The sequence below is a fragment of the Companilactobacillus metriopterae genome (assembly GCF_004117915.1).
GTDB lineage: Bacteria > Bacillota > Bacilli > Lactobacillales > Lactobacillaceae > Companilactobacillus > Companilactobacillus metriopterae.
In genome coordinates this window covers 665,432-678,129 of record NZ_RSTD01000001.1, presented here as the reverse complement: position 1 = coordinate 678,129, position 12,698 = coordinate 665,432, and the positions used below count along the sequence as shown (strand labels likewise).

12 protein-coding genes are annotated in these 12,698 nt (G+C 32.3%); all 12 read left to right on the top strand.

Annotated features, from left to right (window positions below; translation table 11 throughout):
* Window positions 1-60 precede the first annotated feature (60 nt).
* On the top strand, window positions 61-1,026 hold the full coding sequence (locus EKN01_RS03400; RefSeq protein ID WP_129044979.1) for a PhoH family protein: 966 nt from the start codon (window positions 61-63) through the stop codon (window positions 1,024-1,026).
* Window position 1,027: 1 nt separating this feature from the next.
* On the top strand, window positions 1,028-1,498 hold the full coding sequence (gene ybeY / locus EKN01_RS03395) for an rRNA maturation RNase YbeY (RefSeq protein WP_129044978.1): 471 nt from the start codon (window positions 1,028-1,030) through the stop codon (window positions 1,496-1,498).
* Between the two features lie 24 nt (window positions 1,499-1,522).
* Window positions 1,523-1,924, top strand: coding sequence for a cytidine deaminase (locus EKN01_RS03390; RefSeq protein WP_206731615.1), 402 nt, complete (start codon window positions 1,523-1,525; stop codon window positions 1,922-1,924).
* Window positions 1,924-2,832 (top strand): GTPase Era, encoded by a 909-nt coding sequence (gene era / locus EKN01_RS03385; protein WP_129044977.1) that lies wholly within the window; start codon window positions 1,924-1,926, stop codon window positions 2,830-2,832. Before EKN01_RS03390 ends, era begins: the two co-directional genes overlap by 1 nt.
* Window positions 2,832-3,590, top strand: coding sequence for a DNA repair protein RecO (gene recO, locus EKN01_RS03380; RefSeq protein ID WP_129044976.1), 759 nt, complete (start codon window positions 2,832-2,834; stop codon window positions 3,588-3,590). The genes era and recO overlap by 1 nt, the downstream gene beginning before the upstream one ends.
* A gap of 230 nt (window positions 3,591-3,820) precedes the next feature.
* Window positions 3,821-4,726 (top strand): glycine--tRNA ligase subunit alpha, encoded by a 906-nt coding sequence (glyQ, locus tag EKN01_RS03375; RefSeq protein WP_129044975.1) that lies wholly within the window; start codon window positions 3,821-3,823, stop codon window positions 4,724-4,726.
* The gene (gene glyS / locus EKN01_RS03370; RefSeq protein ID WP_129044974.1) at window positions 4,719-6,785 is read left to right on the top strand and encodes a glycine--tRNA ligase subunit beta; all 2,067 of its coding nucleotides are present in this window, start codon (window positions 4,719-4,721) and stop codon (window positions 6,783-6,785) included. Before glyQ ends, glyS begins: the two co-directional genes overlap by 8 nt.
* A gap of 89 nt (window positions 6,786-6,874) precedes the next feature.
* Window positions 6,875-8,701: a DNA primase gene (gene dnaG, locus EKN01_RS03365; protein ID WP_129044973.1), complete on the top strand. Its 1,827-nt coding sequence runs from the start codon at window positions 6,875-6,877 to the stop codon at window positions 8,699-8,701.
* A 24-nt stretch (window positions 8,702-8,725) separates the two neighbouring features.
* Entirely contained in the window at window positions 8,726-9,850 is a 1,125-nt protein-coding gene (gene rpoD / locus EKN01_RS03360; protein ID WP_129044972.1) for an RNA polymerase sigma factor RpoD, read from the top strand.
* A 147-nt stretch (window positions 9,851-9,997) separates the two neighbouring features.
* The gene (locus EKN01_RS03355) at window positions 9,998-11,194 is read left to right on the top strand and encodes an SAM-dependent methyltransferase (RefSeq protein ID WP_129044971.1); all 1,197 of its coding nucleotides are present in this window, start codon (window positions 9,998-10,000) and stop codon (window positions 11,192-11,194) included.
* A 15-nt stretch (window positions 11,195-11,209) separates the two neighbouring features.
* Complete coding sequence (locus tag EKN01_RS03350; RefSeq protein ID WP_129044970.1) at window positions 11,210-11,902, top strand: tRNA (adenine(22)-N(1))-methyltransferase; 693 nt, start codon at window positions 11,210-11,212, stop codon at window positions 11,900-11,902.
* Window positions 11,902-12,687 carry a Nif3-like dinuclear metal center hexameric protein gene (locus EKN01_RS03345; protein ID WP_129044969.1) on the top strand — a complete coding sequence of 262 codons (786 nt, stop codon included), beginning with the start codon at window positions 11,902-11,904 and terminating at the stop codon, window positions 12,685-12,687. Before EKN01_RS03350 ends, EKN01_RS03345 begins: the two co-directional genes overlap by 1 nt.
* Window positions 12,688-12,698: the final 11 nt, after the last annotated feature.

The following is a 12,698-nucleotide window of genomic DNA, read 5'->3' as shown; positions in this document are numbered from 1 at the left end:
TTATACATTAAAACAAGTCAGATATGATATTATGGCATTAATAAATGGGAGGTATGGTAATTGACAGAAAATCTTGAACAATCAAATGACTCAATTTTTATTGATAAATCTCAAGATCCAGTTAGCATATTTGGGGTTAATGATAGTAACCTAAAATTGATAGAAGATGATTTAAAAGTAACAATTAATGCTTTCGGAGACGAGATCAAAATTTCTGGAAGTGAAAACAATGTTGCCATTACAAAGGAATTATTAAAAATATTATTGAAACTTACTGGTAATGGCATTACTATTGGTGCACCTGACGTTGTCAGTGGTCTAAAAATGGCAGAAAAAGGTACATTAGAGTATTTTGAAGATTTATATAAAGAAGAGTTAATTAGAGATTTTGCTGGTAGACCCATCAGAGTTAGAAATTTTGGTCAAAGACAATATATTAATGCCATAAATCATAATGACATAACTTTTGGAATTGGTCCTGCTGGTACTGGTAAAACATATTTAGCCGTAGTCATGGCTGTTTCTGCTTTAAAAGCTGGTAAAGTTAAACGTATAGTTTTAACAAGACCCGCTGTAGAAGCAGGTGAGAGCTTGGGATTTCTTCCTGGTGACTTAAAGGAAAAAGTAGATCCATACTTACGACCAATTTACGATGCTCTATATGCTATTTTAGGTAAAGAACATACTGAGAGGTTGATGGAACGCGGTGTAATAGAAATTGCACCTTTAGCTTATATGCGTGGACGTACATTAGATGAATCGTTTGTTATCTTGGATGAAGCACAAAATACTACCCGAGAACAAATGAAAATGTTTTTGACACGTTTGGGATTTGGCTCAACAATGATCGTAAACGGAGATATTTCTCAAATTGATTTACCAAGAAACGCCAAAAGTGGACTAGTACAAGTTCGTAGCATTCTAAAAAATCTCCCACATATTAAATTCGTTGAATTTACATCATCAGATGTTGTTAGACATCCGGTTGTAGCAGAAATTATAGATGCTTATGAAGAAGAGGAATAGCATGGAATTAGAAATCTTTAACGATGATAACCTTATAGATCAAACTAGAGTCGACTGGATTGAAGAGCTAGTTCAATTCGCATCAAATAAACTTAACTTAAAAGATAATACTGAACTTTCAATTCATGTAGTTTCAGTTGAAGAAATTCACGAAATAAATAAAAAATACCGTAATGTAGATAGACCAACAGATGTGATCAGCTTTGCAATCAACGATGGTGATGAGGGGCTTGATTTTATTGAGAGTCAAATACCTGATCTACCAATTGATTTAGGTGATTTATTTATAAGTACAGATATTGTGGCGGAACATGCAGAAGAATATGACCATTCATTTGATAGAGAATTTGGATATACTATTGTTCATGGTATTCTCCATCTAAATGGGTACGATCATATTGAATTGTCTGAAGAAGAAGAGATGATAGGTCTTCAGGAAACAATACTAAGTGACTTTGGTTTAAAAAAATAAAAACTATACTGAGGTTTAATCATTATGAATATTAACGAAAAAGAATTATTTGATAAAGCAATTAAGACAATGGGCAACGCATATGTACCTTACTCAAACTACAAAGTTGGTGCAGCAATTGTATGTGATGATGGCAATATTTATACTGGAGCTAATGTAGAAAATGCTTCATATGGTCTAACTAATTGTGCAGAGAGAACTGCAATATTTAAGGCTGTTTCAGAAGGTGCTAAAAAAGTAAAAGCAATTATTATTGTAAACAAGACTGATCAAATGACTAAGCCTTGTGGTGCTTGCCGACAAGTTATGACAGAGTTTATGGACGCTGACGGACAAGTATTTTTATCAAATAATAAGAATGATTTCGAAGAATATCGTTTTGATCAAATAATGCCTTTAGTATTTGATAGTAAGGAATTAAACTAATGGAAAACAAATTTCGTTCAGGTTTTGTTGCAATTGTAGGTCGACCAAATGTTGGAAAATCAACATTTATGAATCGTATTTTAAAAGAAGAAGTAGCAATTACTTCACCGAAAGCACAAACAACAAGAAACAAGATACAAGGTATCTATACTGATGATGATCGTCAGATTATTTTCTTAGATACTCCTGGTATCCATAAACCAAAAAATGATCTAGATCAGTATATGGATAAGGCAGCTTTATCTGCCCTTAAAGAAGTAGAAGCAGTTTTGTTTATGACTGAAGCAGGACAAAGTGTTGGTCCTGGAGATAAATTTATTATGGAAGAGCTTAGAAATATCAAAGCTCCGGTATTTTTGGTACTAAATAAAATTGATTTAATTAGTCCTGATGAAATTCCAGCTCAAATTATGGAATATAGTGATATTTTAGAATTTGCTGAAGTTGTACCAATATCTGCCACACTAGGTAATAATGTGGACGAATTAATAGATTCACTAACAAAGTATTTACCAGAAGGTCCAAAATTTTATGATGATGATCAAATAACTGATCATCCGGAGTATTTTATTGTCGGGGAACTTATTAGAGAAAAAATCTTAAAAGAAACCCATGATGAGATACCTCATTCTGTTGCAGTTGTTGTTGAACAAATGAATCAACGTACAGAAAAGGGCAAACTTCAGGTAGAAGCTACTATCTATGTTGAACGCGAAACTCAGAAACGTATCGTAATTGGAAAGCAAGCTAGTATGCTCAAAAACATTGGAATTGGTTCTAGAATTAAGATTGAGCATCTTCTAGGTGAAAAAATAAACTTACAGTTATGGGTTAAAGTTAAGAAAAATTGGCGTGATGATCCACTATTCTTAACAAGAGCAGGTTATTCACTAAAGGATATTAATTAATGAACAAAAATAATTCTAGTTTTTTTGGCATTATAACTAGAAGAGCAAAATACCAAGATAGTAGTGCAATTTTAACTGTACTGACTAAGGACTATGGTTTTAAAAGTATTTTAGCTAGAGGAGTTCAAAAACCAAACTCCAAATTATCTGGTGCTGTGATTCCATTTACTTATGCAGATTATTCAGGCTTAATAAAAGAAGATGGATTTTCATATATTAATTCAGCAATAAACGTGAAACAGTTTGAAAATATTATTAATGATATTGAATTGAGTGCCTATGCTATATTTATTTTTGATTTAACAAGATCAGCATTTTTTGAGCAACCCTTAGGTATAGATTGGTATACAAAAATTTTTAAAACAATTAGCCTGATTAATAAAGGCTATGATCCACAATTAGTGACAAATTTAATACAAATACAAATTTTTGAAATATTTGGTGTTGAACCTAATATGAATTCTTGTGTCATTGGGAATGAAACTGAAGGGCCGTTTGATTTTTCAACAGTACATGGCGGAATAATTTGTCATAAGCACTTTGATGATGATCCCAATAGGTTACACATACCCTCAAATATTGTTGAATTAATAAGAAAATTGAGTACAACAAGTTTGGATAATATTTCTGATATACATGTTAAAGAATCTGAAAAAACACTTTTGCAACATGCTATAGATTCCATTCATGTTGACCTTGTTGGAGAATTGCCAAAAAGTAAAAAATATTTAGATGATTTAAAAAAATGGAATATTTAAATATTGACAACTTTATTCATGGTGTTAATATTAAATGTATATAAATACAGTGATGCGGAATTAGTGAGAACCGCAATTTTTTATGGCGAAACTAGTTATATATTTCATTTAAATATAAAAGAGCAGGGGAAAACCTGAATTAGGGTGGAACCGCGATTAGTCGTCCCTTACAGATTAAATATAATTCTGTAAGAGGCGACTTTTTTGTCTTTTACAAATAAGGAGAAAATATGTCAAAGAAACTAACAGTTCAAGAAATGATTTTGACGCTTCAAGAATTTTGGAGTCAAAAAGGTTGCATGCTTATGCAAGCATATGACACAGAAAAAGGTGCTGGAACAATGAGCCCTTATACATTTTTAAGAGCGATCGGGCCAGAACCTTGGAATGCTGCCTATGTTGAACCATCAAGAAGACCAGCTGATGGTCGATATGGTGATAATCCCAATCGTCTGTACCAACATCATCAATTCCAAGTTGTTATGAAACCCGCACCTGAAAATATTCAAGAATTTTATTTAGACTCGCTTCGTGCGTTGGGCATTGAACCATTGGAACATGATATTCGATTTGTTGAAGATAACTGGGAGAATCCTTCAATGGGTTGTGCCGGTGTTGGTTGGGAAGTTTGGCTAGACGGTATGGAAGTTACTCAATTTACATACTTCCAACAAGTTGGTGGACTTCAATGTTCTCCTGTAACATCAGAAATAACATATGGTGTAGAAAGATTAGCTTCTTATATTCAAGATGTAAACGACGTCTACTCACTAGAGTGGGGAGATGGTGTTTTATATGGAGATATCTTCAAAGAACCAGAATACGAACATTCTAAATATTCATTTGAAGAAAGTAATCAAGATATGTTGTTTGACTTCTTTGATAAATATGAAGCAGAAGCCAATCGATTGATGGATTTAGGTTTAGTACATCCTGCTTATGATTATATTCTTAAATGTAGTCACACATTTAACCTTTTGGATGCTCGTGGAGCTGTTTCTGTAACTGAGAGAGCTGCTTTCTTATCACGTATTAGACGTATGGCACATAAGGTTGCCCAAGCATTCGTAGACGAACGTGAAAAACGTGGATTCCCACTATTAAATCATGCAGCAAAGGAGACTAAAAATGTCTAAAAACTATCTATTAGAAATTGGCTTAGAAGAAATGCCAGCACATGTTGTTACTAATAGTGTTAATCAACTTGCCGAAAAAACAGAAAAATATTTAAAAGAAAATCGTATTTCATTTAATAGTATTGAGAAATACTCTACACCTAGAAGATTGTCAGTAATCATTAAGGATATTGCGGACAAACAAGAAGATATCGATTTAAAAGCAAAAGGACCATCTAAAAAGATTGCTCTAGATGCCGACGGAAATTGGACAAAGGCTGCTATTGGATTTGCTAAGGGTCAAGGTTTGAGTGAAAATGATATCTTTTTTGAAGAACTAAAGGGTGAAGAATACGCATATATACAAAAGCATGAAACTGGAAAATCATCCGAAGACGTTTTGGAAGGATTAACAGAAGTTATTAAGTCAATAACTTTCCCAACAAGAATGCACTGGGGTTCATTCGATTTTGAATACATTCGACCAATTCATTGGATTGTTTCACTTTTAGACAGTGATGTAGTAAATCTTGAAATCTTGGATGTTGTATCCGGAAGAAATACTCGTGGACACAGATTCTTAGGAAAAGATATTGAAATTGAATCTGCAGATACATATGTAGAACAATTAAAAAACGACTTTGTTTTCGTAGACGCAAATGAAAGAAAACAAATTATTGTTGACCAAATTAATAAAATTGCTAAAGACAACAATTGGAATGTCGACCTAGATAAAGGACTTCTTGAAGAAGTAAATAATCTAGTAGAATATCCAACAGCATTTAGTGGAAAATTTGATCCAAAATATTTAGAAATACCTGAGGAAGTTTTAATAACTTCTATGAAAGATAATCAAAGATATTTCTATGCTAGAGATAGTAACGGTAATCTTGTTCCTGATTTTATCTCGGTTAGAAATGGTAACTCAGAACACTTAGAAAATGTCATTCGTGGAAATGAAAAAGTTCTTGTAGCAAGACTAGAAGACGCTGATTTCTTCTTCAAAGAAGATCAGAAAAAATCTATCAATGATTATGTTGAGAAATTGAAAACTGTTAATTTCCATGTAAAAATTGGTACATTATATGAAAAAATGATGCAAGTACATCAAATCGCTAGTTATTTAGCAGATGAATTTGGATTATCAGCTACAGAAAAAACTGACTTACTTCGTTCCAGTGATATCTACAAATTTGATCTTGTTACAAATATGGTCGATGAATTCCCAGAACTACAAGGAATAATGGGTGAAAAATATGCTAATTTAATGGGTGAAAATGCACAAGTAGCAAAAGCTATCAGAGAACACTACATGCCAATTTCTGCAGATGGTGATTTACCTGATTCAAAAGTTGGCTCAGTTCTAGCTTTGTCCGATAAATTAGACACAATGATTACATTCTTTGCAGTCGATCTAATTCCAAGTGGATCTAATGATCCATATGCTATTAGAAGACAAGCAGCAGGAATTGTCAGAATTCTAAAAGAAAATAATTGGTCCCTAGACTTTAATGAATTACAAAATTATCTCCAAGATAATTTAGATGTTCCTGCTTCATTGGACTTAAACAAAAATTCAAAAGAGTTAGATGATTTTATTACAGATAGAGTAAAGCAATATCTACATGGTGAAAAGATTCGTACAGATATTATTGAAGCAGTAACATCTAATGATGTTGTTGATCCTGTTGCGATGATTGATGTAGCTCATATACTACAAAATCATTCAAATGATGATGATTTCAAGGAAATTATTGAGTCACTAAGTAGAATTGTAAATCTTGCTCAAAAAGCAGAGTTTGATTTTAACAATGAGCTTAGCGTTGATGATAACTACTTTGAAAATCCTTCCGAATCAGAATTACGTAATGGCATTTCTAATATTAAGTTTGATGAAATGACTTCTGAAGAATTGTATACACAGTTAGCAAATCTTAAAAATACCATTCAATTGTATTTTGATGAAAATATGATTATGGCTGACGATGATAATGTAAAAAATAATCGTCTAACACAACTAGTTATTGCAGACAATATAATTGCAAAACTAGGTGATTTATCTAAAATAGTCACTAAGTAGATATTGGTAGCACATTGTTTGTTATATAATATAATATGTGTTATATTATATGTCCTTGTTCTACTCTAAATAGATTGGAGGTAGCTAAATTGGCAAATAGAATACCACAAGAATTTATTGATGAAGTTACCTCCAAGACGGATATAGTTGATGTTATAGGTCATTATGTTCAGTTAAAAAAAGCTGGAAAAAATTTATTTGGACTATGTCCATTTCATGAAGAAAAAACTGCTTCATTCTCTGTTGCTGAGGATAAGCAGATTTTTCATTGTTTCAGTTGTGGCCGTGGAGGCAATGTCTTTAAGTTTGTTATGGAAATGGAAAATAAATCATTTCCTGAGGCAGTTATAGAGGTTGCAAATTTATCTAATATACCTGTTCCAGATTCTTACACTCCATCTACTTCAAATAATTATGAGAATTCTGATAGCAGGACTCTTATCCAGATGTACAAAGAAGTTACACAGCTATACAACCATATTTTAATGAAAACCGAGAATGGTTCTAATGCTTTAAAATATCTAAATAATCGTGATATAGATAATAATCAAATTGAAAAATTTTCTCTAGGATACGCTCCAAATAATTCGAGTTTGCTAGTACAATTTTTCAAAGATAAAGATATCTCAGATGATGTTTTAAAGAAATCTGGTTTGTTTGTAGAAAATGATAGTGGAGAATTATTTGATAGGTTCAGAGGCAGGATTATGGTTCCAATAACCGATGAATCAGGCAACGTTGTAGCCTTTTCAGGACGAATTCTAGATAAAGAAGATAACACTGCTAAATATTTGAATAGTCCTGAGACACCTATATTTAATAAGAGTAAAATTTTATTCAATTTAAGCAATGCTAAAAGAGCAGTCAGAGAGACCAATAGTGTTATTCTGTTTGAAGGTTTTATGGATGTTCTTAGTGCTGATCGTGCAGGCATTTCAAACGGTGTAGCATCTATGGGTACAAGCTTAACTGACGATCAATTATATACTTTGAGTAGGATAACAAAGCAAATAATTATCTGTTACGATGGCGATAACGCTGGAGTTGAAGCCACTTATAGAGCTTTGTCTCATTTAAATGATAATCGATTTAACTTTGGTGTAATCTCCATACCAGGTCAAAAGGATCCAGATGAATATATCAGAGAAAACGGATCTCAAAGTTTTAAAAATCTTGTTAATAATGCTATTCAAACTCCAATTGCTTTCAATCTAAGTTATTTGAAAAGAAATTATAATTTGGATAACGAACGAGATCAATTGGAATATTTAAATAAAGCATTAGGTGAGATTGCTAAACTGAACTCTCCTGTGGAGATTGATATTTATCTATCTAAGGTATCCGAAGAATTGAATATATCTGTCAATTCAGTAAAAAAGGAGTTCGACAGCTATAGACGAAGGCAGGAGATACGAAAGCCCGCAAACAACTATAAAAATGTTAAACTTAAAGAGTTAGAAGAATTAACTGCTAAAGTGCCAACTAAGTTTGATAAAATTGAGAAATCCGAATTGAGTTTGATGTATTGGGCAATTAAGCATACTGATATTAGACTTTCACTTAAAGGAAACGGTTTTACATTTTTACATGATAAATATCAACAACTATTTAATTCTTTAATTGAATATCAGTCTGAACAGAATGTGGACGATATTTCCATTTCTGAATTTATGAACTACATTGATGATAATCAGCGTAATTTACTAGCACAAATAGAAATGATGCGTATGCCTGATTCCTATTCTGAACAGGAGATTGCAGATTATATAAATAATGTTCAAAATTCCAGCTTAGAAAGTCAATATCAAGAACTAGAAGAACAACTGAAACAAGCTACATTAGTTGGAAATATTGCATTACAGTTAGAAATAACTCAAAAATTAATTAAAGTGAAACAACAATTGACTAATCAATAGTTAATTGGCGGAGGATATCCATATATGGCAAAGAAAAATACATCTACTGTAAGAGAAATTACAAATGACGAAGTAGCAACAGCAACCAAAAAGGTCATTAAAGATTATAAAAAGGCCGGAGAACTTTCAGAAGAAGATCTTAATGCTGAACTAATAGCACCATTCAAACTAGAAGAAGAAGATATTTCTATAGTTGTCGAAAACATTGAAGATCAAGGTATCAGTGTTGTTGATGCTGAAGGAAATCCAAGTGCCTATGCTCTTAAAAAAGAAGAAGACACTGCAGAAGATACAAAGAAAAATACAGAAATAACTGATATTAAGGTTAATGATCCTGTAAGAATGTATCTTAAAGAAATTGGTCGAGTATCACTTCTTACTGCTCAAGAAGAAGTTGACCTAGCTTTAAAAATTGAACAAGGTGACGAAGAAGCCAAACAACAATTGGCTGAAGCTAACCTTCGCTTAGTTGTTTCTATTGCCAAAAGATATGTTGGTCGTGGAATGCAATTTCTTGATTTAATTCAAGAAGGTAACATGGGATTAATGAAAGCTGTCGAAAAATTTGACTACAGACTTGGATTTAAATTCTCAACGTATGCAACTTGGTGGATTAGACAGGCTATTACTCGTGCCATCGCTGACCAAGCTAGAACTATTCGTATTCCGGTACATATGGTTGAAACAATTAATAAATTAATTCGTATTCAAAGACAATTACTTCAAGATTTAGGTCGTGAACCTCTGCCAGAAGAAATTGGTGCTGAAATGGATATGCCAACTGCTAAAGTTCGTGATATCCTAAAAATTGCTCAAGAACCTGTTTCTCTTGAAACACCTATTGGTGAAGAGGACGATTCTCATCTTGGTGATTTTATTGAAGATTCTGACGCAACAAGTCCAGAAGATCATGCTTCATATGAATTACTTAAAGAACAGTTAGAAAGTGTACTAGACACACTTACAGATCGTGAAGAGAATGTGCTTAGATTACGATTTGGACTTGATGATGGACGTACAAGAACCCTTGAAGAAGTAGGTTCAGTATTTGGCGTAACTCGTGAAAGAATCCGTCAGATCGAAGCTAAAGCTCTAAGAAAGTTAAGACATCCATCAAGATCTAAACAACTAAAAGATTTTCTTGAATAATAAATGAAAAGCCTAATGTTCGGTATCATTTTTTGATATCCATAACATCAGGTTTTTTTCATTTATATAAATATTAATTTTGAAAATACTGTTTTATTTTATAAAATTTGATTTACAATATTAGCTATATAGTTTTAGGAGGATATTATGCTAGATCGCACAGTATATGATAAAGTTTTTGAAAAATCATTCACAATACCAGTTAGAGTAGTTTACTGGGATGGAAGTGAAAAGCAATATGGACCAAGTGATACACCAGAAATTACAATTAAGTTTAATACCAAAGTTGCAATTTCTGATTTACTTAAACATGCAACATTGACACTTGGTGAAGCTTATATGGACAGAAAAATAGAAATTGAAGGTTCACTTCAAAAACTTATTACTTCTGCATACCAAATGTCTGATAGTTTTATGTCTAGCATTAATCTTAAAAGATTTGTTCCTAAGTTTAGTCATACAAAAGAAGGTAACAAAAAAGAGATTCAAGAACATTACGATATAGGAAATGATTTCTATAAAATGTGGCTTGATGATACCATGACCTACTCTTGTGCTTACTTTAGAACACCTGATGACACATTGGAACAAGCTCAATGGAATAAAGTACATCATATTTTAAATAAACTTAACTCTAAACCAGGTGAAACATTCCTAGATATTGGTTGTGGTTGGGGAACTATGATGCTCACAGCTGCTAAGGAATACGGTTTAAAAGCCACAGGTGTAACATTGAGTCAAGAACAATTTGATTTTGTTAATAACCGTATTAAAGAAGAAGGTCTAGAAGATCAAATGACTGTTATTCTAGAAGATTATCGAGATCTTGATCAAAAATTTGATCATATCGTATCAGTTGGTATGTTTGAACACGTTGGTAAAGAAAATCTTGGCGGATACTTTGAAAAAATCAAAGAATTACTTGTTCCAAATGGAACAGCTCTAATTCATGGTATTACAGGTCAACATTACGGATTAGGAGTTGATCCTTGGTTAGTTAAGTATATTTTCCCAGGTGGATATATTCCTGATTTGAAGGAAAATATCGGCCACATCATGGATGCAAAATTACAACTAGATGATATTGAACCATTACGTAGACATTATCAAAAGACTGTTGAAATCTGGTACGATAACTTTAATAAAGTTAGAGATCAGGTCAAAGATATGTATGGCGACAGATTTGTTCGTATGTGGGATTTATATTTACAGGGATGTGCTGCTTCATTTGAAAGTGGAAACATTGACGTAATTCAATTCCTAATTACAAACGGACCTAGCGGCTCAGCATTACCTATGACTCGTGAATACATGACAGACGCTGATCGTAAAACATCAAACTAAAATAGGTGAGATTAGATGGAACTTTTATCGAATAGATTGAAATCTGTATATGACATGGTTGATCCAGAATCACGTGTTGCTGATATTGGTTCTGACCATGCCTACATTCCTATAGAATTAGTCCAAAATAATATTATCGATTTTGCCATAGCTGGTGAAGTTGTAGAGGGACCTATGAATATTTCAAAGCAACACGTTGAAAATTTTGGTCTTTCTAATAAAATCCAAGTGCGTCTAGGCAATGGCTTAGACGTTATTTTGGGTCCAGATTTAATTGATACAGTTATTATTGCCGGTATGGGTGGGATTTTAATTGAAAATATTTTATCTAAGTCCACATCAGAACAATTAGAAAATGTTAAAAATTTGATTCTTCAACCAAATATTGGCGAACCATTAGTAAGAAAATGGTTATCTGAAAATAATTTTGAAATCATTGATGAGAATATTATCAATGAAGACAATCATACATATGAAATCATAAAAGCTAAAAAAATTAAAAATCCTAAAGTTTTAAGTGAGTCAGAGTTACTAATGGGACCAATATTAAGTAAGACTAAAAAAGAAGCATTCATTTCAAAATGGAGTCGTAAGTTAGAAAGTTATGAAAAATCACTAAAAAATATTCAAAGAGCCAAAAATATTGATCAAGATAAAGTAAACCAAATAACTAATAATATTGAGCTAGTTAAAGAGGTACTTAAATAATGACAGATGTTAATGACGTAATAACACAAATGGAAATCTTTGCACCTATAGAGTTGCGAGAAGAAGGGGATCCAACTGGATTTCAAATTGGAGATAAGAATGCTCCTATACGAAAAGTAATGACTACCTTAGATGTTAGACCACTAGTTGTTGAAGAAGCCATTGAAAACAACGTAGATTTGATAGTTTCACATCATCCAATAATGTTCAGATCGGCAAAGAATCTAGATCTTTCAAATCCTCAAAATAAAATGTACAGTGATATTTTGTCAAATAATATTTCTGTATATTCTTCACATACAAATACTGATAATGCTGATGGTGGAATGAATGATTGGCTTATGGAGCAATTGGGATTTAAAAACATTCAAAAATTGCGTCCGGATAGTAATCTAGGAAGATTTACAGAACTAGATCAAGCTACTACAATTGAAGAATTTGCTAATAAAGTTGCCAAAAGTTTCAAGGTACCAAACTTACGATATATAAAATCTGAAATTCCTAATTCTGTTAAAAAAGTTGCATTGATAGGTGGAGATGCTGGCAAGTTTTATCCTGATGTATTGGAATCAGGAGCAGATACTTTCATAACTGGTGATGTTTATTATCATACTGCACAAGATATGCAGTCACTTGGATTAAATGTGATTGATCCGGGACACAATATTGAAAAAATATTTATAGATAAAATAGCCGATAAATTAGAGCAGTGGAATTCAATAAATAATTGGAATATAGAAGTAATTAGGTCTAAAGTTATAACAGAACCATATAATTTTTTATAAGGAGAAATTAA

What these genes read in the sequence shown, in the direction of transcription:
- ybeY (WP_129044978.1), top strand. Translation starts at nt 1,028, where the DNA reads ATGGAATTAGAAATCTTTAACGATGATAACCTTATAGATCAAACTAGA.
- EKN01_RS03390 (WP_206731615.1), top strand. Translation starts at nt 1,523, where the DNA reads ATGAATATTAACGAAAAAGAATTATTTGATAAAGCAATTAAGACAATG.
- era (WP_129044977.1), top strand. Translation starts at nt 1,924, where the DNA reads ATGGAAAACAAATTTCGTTCAGGTTTTGTTGCAATTGTAGGTCGACCA.
- recO (WP_129044976.1), top strand. Translation starts at nt 2,832, where the DNA reads ATGAACAAAAATAATTCTAGTTTTTTTGGCATTATAACTAGAAGAGCA.
- glyQ (WP_129044975.1), top strand. Translation starts at nt 3,821, where the DNA reads ATGTCAAAGAAACTAACAGTTCAAGAAATGATTTTGACGCTTCAAGAA.
- glyS (WP_129044974.1), top strand. Translation starts at nt 4,719, where the DNA reads ATGTCTAAAAACTATCTATTAGAAATTGGCTTAGAAGAAATGCCAGCA.
- rpoD (WP_129044972.1), top strand. Translation starts at nt 8,726, where the DNA reads ATGGCAAAGAAAAATACATCTACTGTAAGAGAAATTACAAATGACGAA.
- EKN01_RS03355 (WP_129044971.1), top strand. Translation starts at nt 9,998, where the DNA reads ATGCTAGATCGCACAGTATATGATAAAGTTTTTGAAAAATCATTCACA.
- EKN01_RS03350 (WP_129044970.1), top strand. Translation starts at nt 11,210, where the DNA reads ATGGAACTTTTATCGAATAGATTGAAATCTGTATATGACATGGTTGAT.
- EKN01_RS03345 (WP_129044969.1), top strand. Translation starts at nt 11,902, where the DNA reads ATGACAGATGTTAATGACGTAATAACACAAATGGAAATCTTTGCACCT.